Genomic DNA, 20,303 nt, shown 5'->3' with positions numbered 1-20,303 from the left:
CCTGCCACATCAGGCTATGCGGGCTGCATCATCTTCTGCAGGCGCTCTTTCATCACTTCGGGAGTGACGTCTTCGATGTGGGTGGCGATGCCCCAAAGGTGTCCGAAGGGATCCTGGATGAAGCCGGAGCGATCTCCGTAGAACTGGTCCTGGACCGGCTTGAGGAGCTTCGCACCCTCTGCGGTGGCGCGCTTGATCACTTCGTCGACATTGGGAAGATAGACGTAGAGGCTTACGGGGCTGCCTCCGACGGTGTCGGCGCTGATGTGTCCCGGGCCCATGCTGGGCGATTCGTCCGCGAGCATGATGTGCGAGTCGCCGATGGTGAGCTCGGCGTGGCCGATGGTGCCGTTGGGGCCCGGCATGCGGACGGTTTCGGTGGCTCCGAAGATCTTCTTGTAGAAATCGATGGCCTTCGCGGCGCCCCTGACGACCAGGTAAGGCGTGACGGAGTTGTAGCCCTTGGGAAGATACGAGACCTTGTCTGCCATGATGTTCCCCTCAGGAATGTGGGTTAGGAGTGGAGGTTTTACGGCGTGCACGCGGCAGTGGTTTTGATCGAGTCGTTCTTTGTGGGCCGAAAGCTATGGGGAGGGTTGGGCTGCCGGGTGCTTCGTCCGACGTGGTTGCGTACCGGGATAAGGTACTCCCTTCGGCGGAGGAAGGCGAGTGAAAGGATGTTGAAAGTCTGAGTCGTGAGGAGAGGGAAAAATGCTTCGCGCTTTCGCGCGAATGCCCACCTCGGCTTCGCGAAGACGGGGCACCCGGCAGGACCGCAATATTGATATTAATGTGAGGTCATCTCATGCGCAGACAGACTAAATGGGACGATGCCGGATTCCAGAGATCGTTCGCGCTTCGGAAGAGGAACGCAGTTGATAGGTTGCAGTATCAGGAGCAGCTCCGTGCCGAATGGGAACCAGAGAAAGGTGCGGGTTCGCGCTCTGCGCGAATGTCCCACTCCTGCGATGAGACTGCATGAATGGGGCACCCGAAGTACGGAATGAGTTTGATGTATGGGGCCACCAGCCCCCTACTTGCGTTAGTTATTCGGATCGTAAGCTTCCGCTTTGATTCCAAATGCTAATACGGGACATCCGCCTGATGCTCGGTTCTCGATCTTCGGCACGAGCTTCCCCATGTGTGTAGTTGACTTTCCATAGGAGCTTCCCTTGCCGAGTGAATTGAATATGTTTTGAAGTTCGGCTGCTCGAGTAATGATAACGCCGACACTTAGAACATTTAGCTCGAATAGAAGGCGGAATGTCGTCAGGTCGCGATCAAAGAACGGATCTTTATTATTCCATTCTGTTTCAACAGCAACACGATTTTTGAAATAGTCCACGTGATGAGTGGGAGTCAATGTTTCTTTATCGTCTGCGATGACCTTGATGTCAAAGGTGTGTTCCTTCCAGCCTCTATCGTAGAAGAATTTATCTATACCCTTGGAGATTGGAGATTTATTTTTGCCTGCGGCTACGATCTTACTTTTCGGAAGACTAAATCCTGAAAGCATCTCGATTAGATCGTCCCACTCTGATGAAAAATCTGTGTAGAGAATTGATGAGGCATGATGTCGCTCGGCAATCTCAAATTTTCGATGGATGACCTCTGGAATTAGACTTGTGCCCATTCAGTTGACTTTCGTAAATAAAGAGCTTTCAGAACGTGAGTGATTCGAATATGTGTTCCAGGTTGGGGAGTAATCTTCAGCCTGATTGCCCCACGTAATCCAATTTCTTCGCGTTCCTCTGCCGAACAACTCCAAAAATGGTCCCCAGCTACACTCTTCGATCAAGCGGTACTGTTCGTCGGGTTTGCGTGAGTGCTCACGTTTACGACTCCCCAAATAGTTAACCTGAGTTCTGCCAGGCTGTAACGTTCGAGCGTTTTTCCCTCTGATACCGAACAGCAGAATCTCGGTCACGTTGCGGAAATAGAATCCCACGCCTCGGCCGTCTGAACCGCCATCTTTACGAATCTTGTGCCAAATAATGTTCGTCTTGTACTGGAAGCCCCATGACTTCATCACTTCTAATCCTTCAGGAAGAAGCGCGTTTGGAACCCACAGATAAAGATGGCATGCAGGTGCGGCAGCATGCACAACTGGAAGTGTCTTAATCTGCTGCAGAGTCAATGTGCCGTATCGTGACAAACGGCGATGCTCTGGCGCTACTTTGCCTGTTCTGTTTTGAAACTGCCATGGAGGGTCAGCCAATATTGCGCCGAAACGGCGTCCGTTGACGAAAGTTCTCAACTCTTCCGAGGGGTCGGTAGGCTCAGGCAGTTTGTGCAGCATTGCGTAATATTAGCTGGAACTGGTGTGGATTTTCGCTCGAATTTCGCCCCGTGATCCCATTTGGGAACTAGGGATAGATCCTGTTCAGCGTCCTAGCGAACGGAATCGTCTCCCTCACGTGATCCAGCCCGCAGATCCAGGCTACGGCTCGTTCGATTCCCATGCCGAAGCCGGCGTGGGGGACGGAGCCGTACTTGCGCAGGTCGAGGTACCACTGGAAGGCGGCGAGTGGGAGGTTGTGGTCTTCGATGCGCTGCCTGAGCAGGTCGTAGCTGTCTACGCGCTGGGAGCCGCCGATGATCTCGCCGTAGCCCTCGGGGGCGAGCACGTCGACGCAGAGTGCCTTGGTGGGGTCGTGCGGGTCGGGCTGCATGTAGAAGGCCTTGATGGCCGCGGGGTAGCGGTGCACCATCACCGGTTTGTCGAACTGGCTGCTGATGTAAGTTTCGTCGGGCGAGCCGAAGTCGTCGCCGTACTTGTGCGGGTTTTCGAGTTTGCCTTCGGCGTAGGCCTTTTCGAGCATGGCGTGGGCTTCTTCGTAGCTCAATCTTGGGAAACGGTTGGCGGCAGTCTTGACCGCAGATCCTTCGACTTCGGCTGCGCCTTCGCTTAGGATGACACTTTGGTTTGTCTCCGTGGGCGTCTGTGGCGCTTCGGACGAAATACGGGGATTCTTCGCTTCGCTCAGAATGACGGATTCAGGGGCGTTGCCGGAGTGGGCGACAACGGCCTCGAGCTTCGCGACATCGCGGCCGATTACCTTCAGGTCGGCGCGGTGCTGCTCGAGCACGCGCGTGACGATGTGGGTGATGAAGGCTTCGGCCAGGTCCATCAGGCCGTCGAGCTCGAGGAAGGCGACCTCGGGTTCGATCATCCAGAACTCGGTGAGGTGGCGGCGTGTCTTTGATTTTTCGGCACGAAAGGTGGGGCCGAAGCTGTAGACCTTGCCCAGAGCAAGCGCCGTCGCCTCAATATAGAGCTGGCCGGACTGCGTCAGGTAGGCCTTGTCGTCGTCGAAGTAGTCCATCTCGAAGAGCTCGCTGGTGCCTTCGCAGGCGTTGGGCGTCAGGATGGGCGGATCCGTGCGGACGAAGCCGTGGGTGTCGAAGTACTCCGCGGCGGCGCGCATGATGGTGGCGCGGACGCGCAGGATGGCCGACTGGCGCGGCGTGCGCAGCCAGAGGTGGCGATGCTCCATGAGGAAGTCGACGCCGTGCTCCTTGAGGGTGATGGGGAAGGGATCGTCGGGGGAGACGGCGGAGAGGACGTGGATGTTCTCGACGTCGAGCTCGTACCCGGAGGGTGCGCGGGAGTCGGCGCGGACCTTGCCGGTGACCGTCAGCGACGACTCAAGCTGCAAGCCCTTGAGGGTCTCGAAGACCTGCTCCGGCACTGCGGCCCTGGGGACGATGCCCTGGATGGTTCCGGTGCCGTCGCGGAACGTCGGGAAGAGCAGCTTGCCCGAGGAGCGGATGTTGTAGAGCCATCCGCGCAGGGTGACGGTCTTGCCTTCGTGCTGGCCGATAGTGGCGATGGTGACGACGGGGGTTGCTGATGTTTCGGACATGGCTTAATGAGTTTACTCGTGGGGGATTTTGAGGCGTGGTCGAATTGGTGGCGCCTCGGACGAAATGCGGCGTTCCTCGGTTCCCCTTCGACGCGCTTCGCTTGCTCAGGGTCTCTCGGAATGACACTTCCTGAAGATTTTGCGGCAGCACTCACCGCAGATCCTTCGACTACGGCTACGCCTTTGCTCAGGATGACACTTTCGAATGAAGAGAAGATCGATCCTGCGGCTGCGCCTTCATTCGAGAGGGCACTCTCTCAGAAAGAAAGCGGAGCACGCCACTACGCTGCTCTGGCTCAGAATGACAGGTCGGCCTTTTCGCGGCATATGATGATGCTGCCGGATGGAGGTCGCTCGAGATGCGTTCATTAATCACAATAGCTTTGATGATGTTTGTGGCGGTCGGTGTTGAAGGACAGCAGCACGCGCCCCGCGATCCGATGGTGCAGGCGAATGCGACGCGCAAGCTGACGGCGCATGTGTATGCGATTGAGGACAAGGACACGACGCCGGGCGTTCCGAATATCGGGTTTGTGGTGGGGACGCGGGCTGCGCTGGTCATCGACACGGGCATGGGCGAGCGCAATGGGCGCACGGTGCTCGCCGAAGTAGAGAAGATTGCTCCGGGCAAGGCGCTGTACCTGGTAACGACGCATGTGCATCCGGAGCACGATCTGGGCGCGGGGGCGTTTCCGGGGACGACGAAGATGATTCGTTCTGAGGACCAGATCAAGGACATTGACGAGTTTGGCTACCAGCTGGCCGACGTGTTTATGAAGCGGTCGGCGGTGAACGCGGAGTTGTTGAAGGGTGCGAAGTTTCGCAAGGCTGACATTACGTTCGACAAGGAGTACACGCTGGACCTGGGTGGTGTAACGGCGCGGATTCTGGCGATGGGCCCGAACCATACGCGCGGCGATACGGCGGTGTTTGTACCGGGCGATTCCGTGCTGTTTTCGGGCGATATTGCGATGAAGGGGATGCCTTCGTTTGCGAGCCCCTACTCGACTGTATCGCACTGGCTCAAGAGTCTGGATGTACTGGATGCACTGAAGCCGAAGATCGTGGTACCGAGCCATGGACCGATCGGCGATGCGACGTATATGGCGAACTATCGTGTTTACCTGACGGCCATTCGCGACCGTGCGGCAGCGCTGAAGAAGGAAGGCAAGTCGCAGGATGAGGCGGTGAAGACGATTACGGCGGAGATGCAGGGGCGGTATCCCGATACGGGGAGGCTGGCCGGTGCGGTGCGCGCAGCCTATGCCGAAGCGAGGTAGCTGAGGCTGGCTCCCGAGCCGGTATCTCTTTTGCATCTATTTTGCGGCGAGTTGTGACCACTTCGGCTGCAGCGGATCAAACAAGAGGTATGGCGATCAACACAAGAGATCGATTGGCGCGATGCGCTCCTCTCCCGCTTCGTTTAATTGTCGGTTATGGCTTTATGGAGCATGGCCTGGCAAAGCTGACGAAAGGCCCTGACAAATTCGCGGCGATCCTTCACGCGATGCATGTTCCGGCGTTTCACTGGATGGCGTGGCTGACGATCCTGACTGAGATCTTTGGCGGAGCAGCGGTACTGCTGGGAATGTGGATCGTGGCCGCGAGTGTGCCGATAGCGATCGTTCTGCTGGTGGCCATCTTTACAGTGCACCTTCCTTATGGCTTCAGCTCCATTCATCTGATAAGTGTGACGGCAGCCGGGGCACAGTTCGGCCCTCCGGGATATGAATGCGATCTGTTGTACCTGGCATGTCTGGCGGCGCTGGTGTGTACCGGACCGGGACCATTTTCGCTGAGGGAATGGATGCGGAAGAGGCGCTCGTAGCTGGTCTCGTCGCGGACTTCGCGCCATTGCCACGGGCGGCGGGCATCGCGGCCTGTGAGTGTGTTGGCGTGATTGCTGCTGGAAGTCTCTTGTGCTCTGTCGAAGCCCGATCGTATAAGGTTACGGGGAAGAAGGAAGAGTAACGTTGAGAGCATTTCCCGCGATGATAGGGTGTCAGGAAACATCTACGAATGCCGTTTTCCTCGAAAGAAAACGGCGCGTACATTCGTAGTTCGCTCTACATCTTCGCGGGAAATGCTCTGGCCCGAGGTAAGTTTCGACGCCGGGGAGAGACAGCCTGTGATGCGCAGTTCCGAATGGATTCAGGGCGGATTCGCCGTCTTCTTTTGCCTGACAGGGTGGATGACGCAGTTCACCTCGCGCCCGCTACCATCACGCCGGCGCTGGAACATGACGGGGCTGGCCGCGTGTGCCCTAGTCGTCCTGGCGCTGACACAGCTTTGCGCGAGGGCGCTCTCACGGGACTCCTTCCTTGTACTCCTCGACTTCGTCACCATGGCGCTGTTTCTCGTGCCGTACTGGCAGACCGGACAGTTCTTCCTGGGGCCGAACAAGGAGATTCAGAGCCGCCTGTTGGAGATCGACTATTGGTTATTGCCTGATGTTGCCGGAAGGTCCGGAACAGCGCCGAACTCGATCGGTTTCCTGCTGGAGATGGCCTATCTCTCGTGCTATCCGCTGGTGCCTGTGGCTGTGCTGACGGTTTATGCCGCGGGTCTGCGGGGGAAGATCGGGGGCTTTTGGCTGGTGCTGCTGATTGCGACGTACCTCTGCTATGCCATTACGCCGCTGGTTCCGGCACTTCCTCCACGGGCTTTGGCGGAGGGCGGAACCAGTACATCGGGACAGCCGAGCGCAGGCAGAAAGGTGAATCGCTGGATACTGAGTCATGGCAGCATTCATGCCATCTCGTTTCCCAGCGCGCATGTCGCTTCGGCATTTGCGATTGCGCTGGTGCTGCTTTATTACTCTCACTGGATCGGCGCGATCTTTCTCGTGATTGCGATCCTGATCTCTCTGGGGGCGGTCATCGGGCGCTATCACTACGCGGCAGATGTGTTGGCAGGCGCACTTGTTGCTGTGATTGTCTTCGTGGCGTGTCTTCCCTGGTTGTAAGTTCCCGTTCCGTTGAACCTTTTCATGCGGCCATGCTGTTAGAGTTCTTGCTGGAGATGGCATGACACAGCAGGCAAGCCGCCGCGTTTTTCTGCGCGGAGTGATGGGCGCGATGATCGCATCGCGCGGGGTGCGGGGATGGGCAGCAACAGAGCAGGATGGCGCGGCGCTGGTGCGGCGCGTGGATCGTGCACGTACGCTGCGCCTGGCTGCGAGATCGATGCAGGTTCCTGTGGCGACGGTGACGAGCTTTCCGGCGCAGCGATCCCCTGGCGGTCCGCATGACTTCTACTCCGAGGCGGACTACTTCTGGCCGAATCCGAAGAATCCGGCGGGGCCTTATGTCGAGGTCGATGGCAAGTCGAATCCGGATAACTTTCTCGACCATCGCAAGGCAATGCTGGCGATGGCGATGGCCGTGCCCGCGCTGACGGCAGGGTGGGTGGTGACAAAGAAGAAGGCTTATGCAGATCGTGCGGTGGAGCATCTGCGTGCGTGGTTCGTTACTGCGGCGACGCGGATGACGCCCAACCTCGAATATGCGCAGGCCGTGCGGCAGGGAGTGAGTGGGCGATCCTGGGGCATCATTGACACCCTGCATCTGGCGGAGGTCGCGCGCGCGGCAAGTGTGCTGGAACAGACAAAAGCAATGACGAACGAAGACAGCGCCGGCGTGGCAGCGTGGTTTCGCGAGTATCTGGGCTGGCTGCAACACAGCAAAAAAGGTATGGCCGAGCGCGATGCCTCGAACAATCATGCAGTAGCGTGGGCCCTGCAGGCGGCTGAGTTTGCGCGGTTGGTAAACGACGAGCCTACACGCCAGGAGATACGCGAGCGCTACCAGACCGTGCTGATCGAGCAGATGAGTCGTGACGGCAGCTATCCTCGCGAGCTGAAGCGCACAAAGCCCTACGGCTACTCGATCTTCAACTTCGATGTGATGGCGGGACTGGCGTGGTCGCTGGGAGGCGAGCAGGAGATACGCTGGGCTACGACCGACGGGCGCGGAATGTGTCGCGCGGCGGAGTTTCTGTATCCCTATCTGAAGGACAAGTCGAGCTGGCCCTATGCAAAGGACGTGCAGCACTTCGATGCATGGCCGGTGCGCTCTCCCGGGTTGTTGTTTTGCGGACTGGCGTGCGGGCGGGATGAGTATCTCAAGCTGTGGGAGAGGCTCGATCCTGATCCGAAGGACGCAGAGGTAAACCGCAACTTTCCGATTCGCCAGCCACTGCTCTGGATGCTGTGAAGGATACGCACCGCTGCAATGACGGCACAGCGATGCGTATGCCCTGGATGAGCTATTTGATTCCGACGACCATGGAGTCCGGTCCGACGAGATGCTCGATATGGGCCTCACGGAAGCCGGCCTCTTTCATCCAGGCAATACAGTCGGCTCCGGTGTAGTCGAAGCCGCCTTCGGTCTCGATCAGCATATTGAGGCTCATCAGCAGACCGAAAGCGTTTTTCGAGCGGTCATCGTCGATCATGGCGTCATAGACGATCAACGAACCTCCCGGATTCAACGCATCGTAGGCCTTTCTCACGAGCATCTTCTTCTGCTCGAGGTTCCAGTCGTGAAGGATGTGCCCCATGGTGATGGCGTCGACCTGTGGCATGGTGTCGCGGAAGAAGTCTCCGGGCTGAAAGCGCAGCCTATCAGCGACTCCGTTGTGTTCGGCATACTCTTCAAAGATGGGACCGCACTCGGCAAGATCGAAACCGATGCCCTTTAGATGGGGATTGGCCAGCGCGATCTGAACGGCGAGATCGCCCTGCGCTGTTCCCAGGTCGGCGTAGGTCTTGTACTTCGACCATGGAATCTTTCGAGCGATGGCCAGATTGGCTCCATGACTGATGCCAGACATTGCGCTCAGAAAGCTGCGCAGGCGGGCCGGATCGGCGTAGAGAGCCGCGAAGGTCGCAGCCTCTCCTTCCTTGGCCTCATTCTGCTGCAGGCCGGTGCGGAGACCTTCGGTCAGGCTGCCCCAGAAGCGATACAGCCGGGCGTTCGCCATCTCGAGGATGCCGCCGATGTAGCTGGGCTTGCGGCGATCGAGGAAGAGTTCCGTCTCGGGGGTGTTGCAGTAGGTGTCGCCGGTACGGCCCAGGAAGCCGAGGGCGACCAGGGCATCGAGAAAGTCTCGCGCCGAACGCGGATGCAGGCCAAGTCTTCCGCTCAGTGCAGCGAAGTTCTCGGGGCGGTCTGCGAGTTCCGTAAAGAGTCCCATCTCGACCGCACTCAGCAGCGTCTTCGACGCCCAGAAGGCGAGACCGGTTTGCAAGATGTGATCCGGTACGGGGCCACCGTTCTGTATATCCAAACTATCCTCCATTGCGAATTGCCACGACGCACACTCTACGAAGCAGCGCTCTTCGCTTGTCTTCCCGGAAAAATGGTGCAAAGGGCCCACATCGGAAGCATCCGACGCACGTCACGCAAACTATAGAAAAGATGCAATCGACGCGATGAAGATACGATACGGCAGACTGAGATTGGGATGAGAAGAATCGGGTGAAAATTTAGTAACCAGAGCGGGAGCGTGTCATGCACCATCGGTCTAATGCCCCGCGAGCATTCGCCCCGGCTATACGGATTTTAAAGGAACCAGCCCGGGAACGAATCCCGGGCTGGCTGTTGTCTCAGGTGAAGTTAAGACTATTTCGAAGTGGGATAGCCGTGCAGCAGCGGTCCCGCGGAGTTCGAGAAGACGTAGTTCTGGCGGCGGTCTCCATCGATAGTCCAGAACATCGCACCGATCATTCCGGGATAGCCTTGGGGCTTCTGCAGTTTGTAGCGCGTGCCTGCCGGAGCCTTGCCGGTGATGATGTAGTCCATGGACTGGGTTACCTCGGTCGGCTCGACGTCACCCACAAGATAGCCCACGGCGATCTTGTCTGCCGGAAGCGGAGGGAAGAACTGATTGGGATCGCCGCCCACGTTGAAACCATGCAAAAGGAGTTCCGTCATCGCGGCGTGGTAGTCCACGTTGCCGGCCTGGTAGATCTCCCCATCGAGACCCTGCAGCGGGGGCGTGTTGTAGTCCTGCACATCGATGAAGGTGAGGATGTCGCGGATCGCGTAGGTGATCGCCAGGTACGACCCGAACTGCCCGCCGTAGCTGGGGTATCCGCCGGGAATCTGGGTTCCTTCGGGCACCAGGCTGATCATGAACTTCGGCCCGAAGTGATCGTGAAGCTGCCGCAGCGCCGTGATCAGATTGACGATGGAGGGCGTCGTTGGATGCCGGTAGTCGGTGTCACCGGGATCGATCGAGAGCGACGGGCTTTCGAAGTCGATGTCGATACCGTCGAAGCCGTACTCTTCGACGATCTTCGTGACCGATGAGACGTAGTTGGGAATGCGCGCCGGGTCTGCCAGAGTGAAGTGCTGCCCGCCTCCGCCGAGCGAGATCATGACCTTCTTGCCCTTGCTCTTGAGGTACTGAATGTCAGCCTTAAACGTTGCGGGATCCATTCCAGTCGGAGTGTGGAACTGCAGGGTTCCCTCCGGCGCGTTCTTGTCCGGCGTGGCGAAGGCCACGAGGACGTAGTCCCACTGGGGCGAGACGTCCCGCAGAGGAAATGTCCCGCTGGCTCCTGCGTAGCCGGACCAGTAGCCGATGAGTCTGTGGCCGTTGTCGGTCGCAGGCGGCTGGATCGGCGCAGCGGTCGGGTTTGCGACGGGGCCGCGCCCACGCCGCGCAGGGCAGGGCTGCGCGGCCTCAGCAAGGATCTTCGTGTCGGGGAAGCTGTAGGTCTTGCCCAGTGTCTCAGACGAGCCGGCATACCACGACATCAGGGCGACGTTCTGCACGTGATAGCTGCCGACCGTGTAGGGCTCCGACGCCGGGAAGTTGTTCTTCAGGTTGGTATCCGTCGGCTGGAGCTGGAAGTAGGTCGAAGCGATGCGGTTGCCTCCGCAGCGACCTCCGTCGCCAGGATGCATCGAATCAGGGCGCATCCAGCTGACGGCATTGCCGGGCGCCGATGCCGGGTCGAGGTGCTGCTCGTAAAGCTCATGCTGATAGAGCGGATCGAAGTGCGGATCGTTGACGAACTCCGCAAGCTGCTGCGTGAGCGGCTGTACGTCCTTGTCGGCGATCGGCACAGGAGCACGCTGCAGATAGCTGGCCAGCACAAAGGAGTTGCCGGTCGCGCGATCGACGCCATGCGTTCCCCAGGAGCAGCATACCGTGGCGTCGCCCATCGCGTAGAAGGTCGTGTTGTGCGTGACTGCGAAGACCAGCTTGCCCTCCTGCTTCGGAAGCTGTTTGAAGATCTCCTTCTGGAGGAACTCGAGATCAACTACGGCCGCCACCTCGCCTGTCGACTTGGACGTGAGGACATAGCCGTAGCCTGCAGGAATGGTCACCTTCACCGGCTTGATCTCAGGCTTGCCGAGCAGCGTGTGCCACTGCTTCGCGTTGGGAAAGGTGGAGCGCAGCATCGCATCGGCGTACTGCGTCGTCTCCGCGCCGAATTTGAAGGGTGCAAAGATGGGCGACCGCAGAAGTGCGGGCACATCTTTGGCTGCGTCCAGGGCGAAGGGCTTGCCCGCGACTTTCTTCGATTCAAACGAGAGCGTGACGGGTGCGATCACGGTCGGGATGGTGGTCGTAGCGCCCTTTGCCGGGTCTGCGCCCATCAGCGTATACGGCTTGCCGCCGGTGTTATCGACAAACGTCGGTACGGTTCCCTGCGCGCCCGCATAGCCAAACGACACCAGGCAGAATAGAAGAAGTCCCAGCGCCTTCCTTCTCATAGATTGCGTCATATGTTCTCCGGAAATGGTGAGAGCAAGCATCGTCAAACGGCTGGCACACGGCAACTGGCAATTGCCCTAGCTGGGGTATCTATGAACCCAAATCTCATCGTAGTTGTCCCAATATGCCTTCTTGTAGTCAATTCGAGTAAGTCGGTCGATAACAGTCATTCGGAAAATGGCAATCACTGCAACATCAGGAAGGTGTCATCCTGAGCGAAGCCTTCTCGCGGTCTTATCGCAAGAAGCGGGGTCGAAGGATCTGCGGTCTGCTGGCTCAGCCATCCATCCCGGACCACAGATCCTTCGACTCCGCGCTGGCGCGCTCCGCTCAGGATGACACCCCCTCCAAGAATGCGTTTGGTAGCCCACAGATCAGATCGAGCATCCGCCAAGTATGCAGTCCCTAGCCGACCGGAGCATGGCCCAGCCTGCGTGCGAACTCAAGAAACGTGAGTGCAGCGGGAGAATACCCGCTGGGATCGGCCTGCGTAAAGTCGCCCGTCCACGGATCCATCTGCTGGCGGAACTCGATGTGCCGCATGATGGCCTCGCACCACTTGCCCATCATCTCTTTGAGGGCCTCGCCTTTGCCGTAGTGCACCATCCAGCGCGGCGCTCGGAGAGCGGTCAGGGCCTGGATAGCCCCGCCCCAGCTGTTGCGGGGAATCGGTTTGACGAAGGTGGGGTCGTCCATCGCGATGGAGGTCAGAGGATACGGCGCCCAGAACGCCTTTGGATTATGGATCTGCCTGGTCCAGACGGCTTCGAAGATCGTGCGGTCGTGGACCTCTGACATCTTCAGGACATGCTCGCCCAGAACGCGGCTGATCACGTCGGACCGCACACGGACGAACTTGTTATCGGTATCCAGGTCATAGAAGGCCGCATCGTGAGGGTCGTACAGCTTTGCGAGGATGAGCAGACGCAGCTCCTCGGCCTGCGACTCCCAGCGGGAGACTTCGTCCTGCTGGCCCAGAGCTTTGGCCATTGCGGCCAGAGCTACGCGGCCTCCATAGACCGTGGCCGAAAGATCGGGGCAGAGCCGCGGCACGCCGACGCCGGTGGGGAACTTTCTCGCATCGGCATCGGGACAGCGGTTCGGAACGCCCTTCCAGCGCGGGCTGTTGTCGTGTCCCGTGTCGTACGTGCAGAAGCCCTCAACCAGACCTGTACCACGCGTGTTGCGATAACGACGCAGCCAGGCATCCCAACGGCTGCAGGCCTTGTAGGCTGTCGCCAGCAGCTCTTCGTCGTGGGTAAGCTGCGAAAGCTCCCACGCAGTGGCTGCGATAGGCACCACCATCTGGATCTGTCCGTATCCTGCTTCGGTCGTCTTGATGGAGGCAGGCAGCTGACCGTCTTCGTGCTGCAGTGCAAAGAAGGCCATGTGGTTGTTGCGAGCGACCTTCAACGGAGCCTTCGCCGGATCGTGCTCGGTAATGTACTTTGCCAGGGTTCCGTAGACCAGGCCCTCGTGCGGACCGCACTCCTGCCATATGCCGGGATAGACTGCACCCTCAAACAACACCGGCTGATCGTACCGGGGAACGTGGCGAACATTTCCCGCGAGACACGCGAGCGCGGCCTTCCAGGTCTGCCGCCAGCGAGCGTCATTTGCAGAGCTGGACGGCAGCGCGGTCTGACCAGCCCACGCAAAAGCTCCGCTCGCATGCAGTGCTGTGGCAGCCGCCGCCGACTTCAGAAGACTCCGCCTCGTTACTTTGGATTCAGCGAAAGTGCATGGTCGCATAACTTATCCATAGTACGTCTGCCGAAGAGGCGATAGACTGTCCCCGCATGTACGCTCGAAAGCCCCACGAGTTCTCTGAGCCGGAACCATCTTCTGACCTGGCGGATTCCAGCGAGCTCCATCCCGCTTCGTTTCGCCGGCGCCTGATGAGCTGGTACCGCATGCATGCGCGGGAGCTTCCCTGGCGAGGGGTGAGCGATCCCTATCGCACATGGGTCTCGGAGGTGATGCTGCAGCAGACGCGCGTCGCCGCCGTCATCGAGCATTACAACAACTTCCTTCGCCGCTTCCCCACCATTCCTGCGCTTGCGCTTGCAAAGGAGGAGGAGGTGCTGGCCGCATGGTCGGGCCTGGGCTATTACCGCCGCGCGCGCATGCTGCATAAAGCAGCCAAGTTCATCATCGAAGAGCGAGGCGGGGTTCTTCCCGGCACGGCAGCGGAGCTGCGCACGCTGCCCGGTATCGGCGAATATACCTGCGCCGCGATTGCCAGCATCGCCTTCGGCGAAAGTGTTCCCGTGCTCGATGGCAACGTCGAACGCGTACTGCTGCGTCTTCTGGGTCGGCCTGAGGAAGGAACGACTGTCAGTCGCACCTTCCTGCAGCGCCAGGCAGCCGAACTGGTTCCACGCCGTCGCATCGATAGCAAGACCAACGCCGCGGGCGACCATAACCAGGCCATGATGGAGCTTGGAGCGACGATCTGTCTGCCCAAGGCGCCGCTCTGCCTCAACTGTCCGGTCTTTTCGATGTGCAAGACACGCGGCGAGCACGTGACGCTGCTTCGCGCGACGCAGCGCAGCCGTCCCGTCGCTCACCTGCTCTCGCTTCGCAAGCGCGGAACGGTAACGCAGGTGTTGCTGGAGCGAAGACCCGAGGATGTAAGCCTGATGGCGGGCATGTATGAGCTTCCGCCGCTGCCGCTGGATGTGGTGGAAGGCCGCGAGCCCATGCTGCGCCTGCGTCACTCCATCACCAACACCAACTATTACGTGCAGATCTTCGCTCCCAGTGGTCCTAACGATCGCGCCCTGCGGCGAGCTGTCCCTGCGGCGAAGGCCGATCTCGAGTGGTTTCGCACCAGCCGCCTTCACTCACTACCGCTCACCGGGCTTGCACGAAAGGTTCTGCAGCGGTTGGATGTAATGGCGGTTCGTCCCGTGCAGCTGCCCGACTTCAGCGAAGAGAGCGCTCCTGTTACCGAAGAAAGACCGATGAAGCCGTCGCTGGTGCGGTCTAAACTGAGTTCATCGTCGCGTTCGGCAGGAGCCCGCAAGTGAAAACATTCCTCTCCCCCGCTCTCTTCATTTTTCTTTTTACCGGTGCGTCGCTGGCACAGTCCGTCCCCGCGGCGTTTAAGAAGGCGGAGGCGAGCGTCGACGCCGAAAGAATTCGGGCACACGTCAAATTTCTCTCCGATGATCTGCTGGAAGGACGCGGCCCTGGCACGCGCGGGGGTGAGATTGCCGCAGTCTACATCGCCTCGCAGTTCGAAGCCTACGGCCTGAAACCCGGCGGCGACAACGGGACCTACCTCCAGCAGGTGAACTTCGTAGGCACCAAAACCATCGCCGACAAGACGCACTTCTCGCTGGTGCCCGACAAACCGAAAGATGGCGGCATGCACATCATGCTGCACAGCTACGATCTCAAATTCGGCGATGACTACACGGTCAACAACCGCCGTCTTACGGAATCGGTCGACATCAACGCGCCCATCGTCTTTGTCGGCTACGGCGTCGTTGCTCCGGAGTTCGGCTGGGATGACTATGCGGGCGTCGACGTGAAGGGCAAGGTGGTGCTCTGCATCGTGGGCGACCCTCCCTCCGACGATCCAAAGTTCTTCGGCGGCAAGGCCCTTACCTACTATGGCCGCTGGACGTACAAGTTCGAAGAAGCTGCACGGCACGGAGCGATCGGCGCTCTGGTCATCCACCGCACCGATCTCGCGAGCTATGGCTGGGACGTGGTGAAGAACTCGAACACCAGTGAGAAGACTTACCTGCGCGACAACAAGGACCCGCAGCTTGCCGCGGCTAGCTGGATACAGCTGGAGGTTGCGCGTCGATTGTTCGATGCAAGCGGAGTCGTCCCGGTAGGATGTGCAAATTGCTCTGTGCTGACAATAGCGAAGGGATATTCGTATTCTCACGATGACAAGCCAATCAGCCTGAACGCCTGGGTAGAAAGCATTGCGCACAGTGCTGTAACCCCCGTTCTGAAAGTGGAAGATGGGGTCCCGCAAAGCGATCTGAATGAGGTCATTGCTGCCGTCAAAAAGACCGGCCATAGTGGCCCGCAGATTCTTCAGACCAGTGTCGAGAAGATGATCGAAGCCGCAGGCAGGAAAGGCTTCAAAGCGCAGGAGCTGCCGGTGCGCCTTGAGGCTCATATCGAGAGCAAGGTGCGCAGCTTCCAGTCACCCAATGTTGTTGCGATGATCCCCGGAGTTCTACCAGCCGTGCCTCGCGCTTACGGATCTCCGAGAGGTTCCGGTTTCTATAAAAAAGCTGCGGATCAGGCCGTGCTGTACACCGCACACTACGATCACCTAGGCATGGTTCCCGGCATGGCTGGCGACAACATCTACAACGGAGCGGCCGACAACGCCACCGGCTGCGGAATGCTGCTGGAGATGGCTCGTGCATGGGCGTCGTCCGGCATCAAGCCGCCGCACTCGGTCATCTTTGCCGCCGTCGCTGCGGAAGAGCAGGGGCTGCTCGGCTCTGAGTACCTTGGCCAGCATCCGCCTGTGCCGGCCGGACAGATCGCGCTCGACATCAACTACGACATGATCCTTCCCATCGGAGTGCCGCTGGAGGTCAACCTCAACGGAGAGCAGCGCACGACCTTCCACCCAATGGTCGCCGCTACGGCGAAACGCTTCAACCTGCGCATCGTCCCCGATGCCCACCCGGAGGCGGGCGGCTACTATCGCTCCGACCACTTCTCGCTCTCACGCGTGGGGATTCCGGCCTTCTCGGTCGACCAGGGAGAGCTGTTTGAAGGCCACGACGAGGCCTGGGGTGCAGCGAAGGACAAGGACTTCGTCGACCACGATTACCACAACTTCTCCGACAACTATCACCCGGACTGGGACTTCAACGGCAACGCCAAGCTGGTGCGGTTCGGCATGGAACTGGGCTGGGAGGCGATCTCAGCGCCCCGGATGATTGAGTGGCTGCCGGGGGATGAGTTCGAGACGGCGCGCAAGGCGTCGGAGAGGTAGAGAGGGGACATATCAGCTTATACCCGTGTCATTCCGAGTGAAGCGACGCAGTCGCGGAGTCGAGGAACCCCCGTATTTTGCGATGCCGTCGCACAATTGCCTCACGCGAGGCACGGGCAGTACAGGCATCGCAAAATGCGGGGGTCTCTCCACTACGGCCCTTCGGGCCTCCGGTGAGATGACACTTCATAGGTAGTGAGCCAAATGATCCCCTACCCACTTCATGGTAGCGGCCTGAACCGCGCGCGCACTTGGTAGAATCAAGGGTGATCATGTCCACTGCCACCGCGCTTTCTCCGGAGATCCTCGCCAAATACCAGGCCGTCATCGGTCTTGAGGTTCACGTCCAGCTGCTTACGAAGACCAAGGCCTTCTGCGGCTGCGTCAACCAGTACGGCGGCGAGCCGAATACGCACATCTGTCCGACGTGCCTGGGGCTGCCGGGCGCGCTTCCAGTGCTCAACCGGCAGGCGGTGGAGTATGCCGTCCTGGCGGCGAAGTCCATCAACTGCGAGATCCGCGAGACCAGCGTCTTCGCGCGCAAGAACTACTTCTATCCGGACTCGCCCAAGGGCTACCAGATCTCGCAGTTCGACAAGCCGGTGGCGGAGCACGGCTGGATCGAGATTCCAGCCTTCGATGATAGCGGCACCGCGATCACCAAGCGCATCGGCATCACGCGCCTGCACATGGAAGAGGACGCCGGCAAGAGTATCCACGACGGCTTTGCGGATTCGATCAACCGCACTTACATCGATCTGAACCGCTGCGGCACGCCGCTGGTCGAGATCGTCAGCGAGCCCGATCTGCGCACCCCCGACGAGGTCTTCGAGTACCTGACGCGGCTGAAGGAGATCCTGCTCTACACCGGCGTGAGCGACTGCAACATGGAAGAGGGCTCGCTGCGCTGCGATGCCAACGTCAGCGTGATGCTGAAGGGCGCAAAGCAGTTCGGCACCAAGGCCGAGGTCAAGAACGTCAACAGCTTCCGGTTTATTCGATCCGCGGTGCAGTATGAGATCGAGCGGCAGATCGGAGTGCTGGAAGACGGCGGCCGCGTCGTGCAGGAGTCGCGCCTGTGGAACTCGGGCGAGGGGCGCACCTACTCCATGCGCTCGAAGGAGCAGGCCCACGACTACCGCTACTTCCCGGAGCCGGACCTTCCTGCGCTGGTCGTAGGTAAAGGCTGGCAGGAAGAGATCTTCAAGATGCTTCCGGAGCTTCCGGAGACGCGGCGCGCGCGCATGATTGCGGAGTATGGCCTGAACGAGCAGGACGCCGCAACCATCACGGCGACACGCGGCTTCGCCGATCGATTTGAGGTAGCGGCGAAGAAGGCAAAATCTCCGAAGCGCGTGGCCTCCATTCTGCTTTCGGAGATTACGATGCGCCTGCGCTCCGCAGAGCTGAGCGATGAGCAGTCGCCGGTCTCGCTGGACGGCGTGGTGCTTGCCGCCGACCTGATGGAGGATGGCACGATCAGCTCCAAACAGCTGAAGCAGCTTCTGGATTCGAGCTTCAGCGAGAACAAGGACTTTCCGGAGATCTACGAACGCGACAAGCCGCAGCAGATCTCCGATGCAGGTGCGATCGAGAAGATGATCGACGAAGTCATCGCGGCCAACCCGAAGCAGGTGGAGCAGTATCGCGGAGGAAAGAAGACGGTCTCGGCCTTCTTCGTCGGTCAGGTGATGCGTCTGTCGAAGGGACAGGCAAACCCGGCGCTACTGAACGAGCTGGTCGTCAAGAAGCTGGATAGCTAACACGCTTCGACAAAGTTCAGATCCGTCATACTGAACGCAGTGAACGATGACGATTCCTTAAACCCGCGACTACATCGTGGCAAGAACCTGCTCCATGAGCGGATGCTGTCGTTTCTGCGGGTTTACGCTTCAGTTGCGGTAGTATCGTTGGCTCTGATGGGATGCAGAGGAGACGCGATCTACGTGGCGCCTGAAGGGCCGATGCCGCCGAATACGATTCTGTTATCGGCCATGATGCGCGAGCTGTCGGCGACACCGGGATTTACCGAAGTGTTGCTGGCGCAGTTGAACGGCGACAAGCAGGGCCCGGCGCTGATGTCTCCCGCGCTGATCGGCCGGCTGCGCGAACTGATTCTGGGCAAGGACTGGCACGGTCTCGACCGCTTTCCCGGCTGGACACTTCAGGGGATCAATCCTACGGTCAAGATTGCAGGACGGTACTTCGAAAAGAAGAAAGACAGCGCGAGTACGACAGAAGGAACTCAAGACGCGAATGAGGCTCCTGCACTTGAGCAGGGCCCGATCACAACCGGACGCGTGCGTCCCTTTATTGACCTGGGCGAGTTGACGCTGGAGAGAGGCGAGCAGGTTAATCTCAATCAGCCATCTTCGCTTCCGGGCTTCACGACGGACGGAATCGTCAGCAATCTGGGCGCTAGTGTGGTTCGAGGCGACGGACCCAATCCTGTGCTGGCGCCGATGCATGCAGAGAGTCAGCGCATGGCCGATGTGCTCAATCGGCTGAGCCTGAATCCGCTGAGTAGAGCGGCAAAGGTCTCGGCAAAGATCGCCGGGGAGACGGCAACTACTCCCGAGGCGCTGATCGATGCGCTCATGCGGACCGGGCATACGGTTCGCATCTACGACGCACGCTACTTCGCGAACTTCGGTCACTTCCATTTCAAAGGCCAGGAGGTGATGATGCCCTTCTGGATCGACTCGCAGATTCAGATTCCCGGGGAGAAACGGTCGCTTCTCGTTCCTGTGAGTCATGCGGAGTATGAGTGGGAGATTCGCGGGCCGAAAATTAATGCGAATGTGAGCTGGTACTTCGGCATCGACGGCAAGAGCGAGTTCCGAACGATGGATACGCTGGACCAGTCGTGGGTGCTTGGCCGTCATGCGCATACCTACACGGGTAAGGACGCTGTTGAGGTAACGCGACTGGTCGGCAGGATGGTGATTGCATTTATGCATCAGCACTTGCGTCGTCCCGATCTTCCTTTCGGCGGCTACTATCCGCTGGGCGTGTGCCAGGATGGTGTTGCAGCCATCGAAAGAAAGATGACGGGCAAAGAGACCCTGTTTCCGAATACAGCCGACATTGCGCTCTTCGACGATCCGCGCGATGCAGAGGTGAACGCGATGCTGGCGGCAGTCCCGAAAGACGTCGGTGGTGGAGCGCCTGCGCCGGAACGCATCTTCGGTTCGCTTCCGACGGATGATGTTAATGCGATCACGATACCAGGGCTTGCCGACGATCTTGCGCGCGTTAAAACTGCGTGGCAGAGCGGCTCACTCCAGCGGACTTCATCATGGCTTCATCGCATGTTTCTTCGACTTGCTGCTCTTGCAGCATCGCTATTTGTTGGTGGTGTTGCGCTGTGGCGACGACGAAAAAGAACAGACTGAGATGCTGAAAGTCGATAGCGAGATGCAACTCGCAACATGCTTCCTGCCTTCTCAAACAAATTGGGAGGATAGTTATGGCAACGAAAAAGGCAAGCAAGAAGTCTGCAAAGAAGTCCTCGAAAAAATCGAGCAGCAAGAGCACGAGCAGAAAGAGTCCCAGCAGGAAGGCAGCGAAGAAGACGACAGCCAGAAAATCGGCGAAGAGGACTTCCTCGAAGAAGACGGCAACGAAAAAGTCCACAAGGTCAACAGCACGCAAGAGTCCGGCGAAGAAGTCGAGCAAAAAGTCCAGCTCGAGGAAGTACAGTCCGTCAGCCGGTAAAGATGTCA

General features: G+C 59.2%; 16 protein-coding genes. 9 read left to right on the top strand and 7 right to left on the bottom strand.

Annotation, left to right across the window (positions count from 1 at the left end; translation table 11 throughout):
- Positions 1-14: 14 nt before the first annotated feature.
- The 4 genes from GWR55_RS14920 to GWR55_RS14905 all read right to left on the bottom strand — a co-directional run bounded on the left by GWR55_RS14920 (position 15) and on the right by GWR55_RS14905 (position 3,866).
- Positions 15-491, bottom strand: a complete 477-nt coding sequence (locus GWR55_RS14920) for a glyoxalase/bleomycin resistance/extradiol dioxygenase family protein (protein WP_162402966.1) — start codon at positions 489-491, stop codon at positions 15-17.
- Positions 492-1,042: 551 nt separating this feature from the next.
- Positions 1,043-1,633, bottom strand: coding sequence for a BglII/BstYI family type II restriction endonuclease (locus tag GWR55_RS14915; RefSeq protein ID WP_162402965.1), 591 nt, complete (start codon positions 1,631-1,633; stop codon positions 1,043-1,045).
- The gene (locus tag GWR55_RS14910) at positions 1,634-2,299 is read right to left on the bottom strand and encodes an MT-A70 family methyltransferase (protein ID WP_162402964.1); all 666 of its coding nucleotides are present in this window, start codon (positions 2,297-2,299) and stop codon (positions 1,634-1,636) included.
- A 67-nt stretch (positions 2,300-2,366) separates the two neighbouring features.
- Positions 2,367-3,866 (bottom strand): asparagine--tRNA ligase, encoded by a 1,500-nt coding sequence (locus GWR55_RS14905; RefSeq protein ID WP_162402963.1) that lies wholly within the window; start codon positions 3,864-3,866, stop codon positions 2,367-2,369.
- 359 nt (positions 3,867-4,225) lie between these two features.
- Here GWR55_RS14905 and GWR55_RS14900 point away from each other — a divergent pair, with 359 nt between their 5' ends.
- From GWR55_RS14900 to GWR55_RS14885, 4 genes are all read left to right on the top strand, one after another.
- A complete protein-coding gene (locus GWR55_RS14900) occupies positions 4,226-5,146 on the top strand; it encodes an MBL fold metallo-hydrolase (RefSeq protein WP_162402962.1) in 921 nt (306 codons plus the stop codon).
- Between the two features lie 89 nt (positions 5,147-5,235).
- The gene (locus GWR55_RS14895; RefSeq protein ID WP_162402961.1) at positions 5,236-5,694 is read left to right on the top strand and encodes a DoxX family protein; all 459 of its coding nucleotides are present in this window, start codon (positions 5,236-5,238) and stop codon (positions 5,692-5,694) included.
- Between the two features lie 303 nt (positions 5,695-5,997).
- Complete coding sequence (locus GWR55_RS14890) at positions 5,998-6,831, top strand: phosphatase PAP2 family protein (protein WP_162402960.1); 834 nt, start codon at positions 5,998-6,000, stop codon at positions 6,829-6,831.
- A gap of 61 nt (positions 6,832-6,892) precedes the next feature.
- Positions 6,893-8,080 (top strand): alginate lyase family protein, encoded by a 1,188-nt coding sequence (locus GWR55_RS14885; protein WP_238398446.1) that lies wholly within the window; start codon positions 6,893-6,895, stop codon positions 8,078-8,080.
- A 52-nt stretch (positions 8,081-8,132) separates the two neighbouring features.
- Here GWR55_RS14885 and GWR55_RS14880 read toward each other — a convergent pair whose 3' ends face one another.
- The 3 genes from GWR55_RS14880 to GWR55_RS14870 form a co-directional block, all read right to left on the bottom strand.
- On the bottom strand, positions 8,133-9,155 hold the full coding sequence (locus tag GWR55_RS14880) for an acetylserotonin O-methyltransferase (RefSeq protein ID WP_238398445.1): 1,023 nt from the start codon (positions 9,153-9,155) through the stop codon (positions 8,133-8,135).
- Between the two features lie 335 nt (positions 9,156-9,490).
- Positions 9,491-11,608, bottom strand: a complete 2,118-nt coding sequence (locus GWR55_RS14875; protein ID WP_238398444.1) for a glycosyl hydrolase family 18 protein — start codon at positions 11,606-11,608, stop codon at positions 9,491-9,493.
- A 394-nt stretch (positions 11,609-12,002) separates the two neighbouring features.
- On the bottom strand, positions 12,003-13,349 hold the full coding sequence (locus tag GWR55_RS14870; RefSeq protein ID WP_238398443.1) for an alpha-L-rhamnosidase: 1,347 nt from the start codon (positions 13,347-13,349) through the stop codon (positions 12,003-12,005).
- A 47-nt stretch (positions 13,350-13,396) separates the two neighbouring features.
- Between GWR55_RS14870 and GWR55_RS14865 the strand changes: the two genes are divergently transcribed.
- The 5 genes from GWR55_RS14865 (at position 13,397) to GWR55_RS19355 (ending at position 20,295) form a co-directional block, all read left to right on the top strand.
- Positions 13,397-14,629: an A/G-specific adenine glycosylase gene (locus GWR55_RS14865; protein WP_162402959.1), complete on the top strand. Its 1,233-nt coding sequence runs from the start codon at positions 13,397-13,399 to the stop codon at positions 14,627-14,629.
- Positions 14,626-16,578: a M28 family peptidase gene (locus GWR55_RS19360; protein WP_238398442.1), complete on the top strand. Its 1,953-nt coding sequence runs from the start codon at positions 14,626-14,628 to the stop codon at positions 16,576-16,578. The genes GWR55_RS14865 and GWR55_RS19360 overlap by 4 nt, the downstream gene beginning before the upstream one ends.
- 272 nt (positions 16,579-16,850) lie before the next feature.
- Positions 16,851-18,341: an Asp-tRNA(Asn)/Glu-tRNA(Gln) amidotransferase subunit GatB gene (gatB, locus tag GWR55_RS14850; protein ID WP_162402958.1), complete on the top strand. Its 1,491-nt coding sequence runs from the start codon at positions 16,851-16,853 to the stop codon at positions 18,339-18,341.
- Positions 18,342-18,380: 39 nt separating this feature from the next.
- Positions 18,381-19,973, top strand: a complete 1,593-nt coding sequence (locus GWR55_RS14845) for a hypothetical protein (protein WP_162402957.1) — start codon at positions 18,381-18,383, stop codon at positions 19,971-19,973.
- Positions 19,912-20,295: a hypothetical protein gene (locus GWR55_RS19355; protein ID WP_162402956.1), complete on the top strand. Its 384-nt coding sequence runs from the start codon at positions 19,912-19,914 to the stop codon at positions 20,293-20,295. The genes GWR55_RS14845 and GWR55_RS19355 overlap by 62 nt, the downstream gene beginning before the upstream one ends.
- The last annotated feature ends 8 nt before the right edge of the window (positions 20,296-20,303 follow it).

Origin of the sequence: Edaphobacter sp. 12200R-103, assembly GCF_010093025.1 — a bacterium.
Taxonomy (GTDB): Bacteria; Acidobacteriota; Terriglobia; order Terriglobales; family Acidobacteriaceae; genus Edaphobacter.
This window is presented reverse-complemented; position numbering and strand designations above follow the sequence as displayed.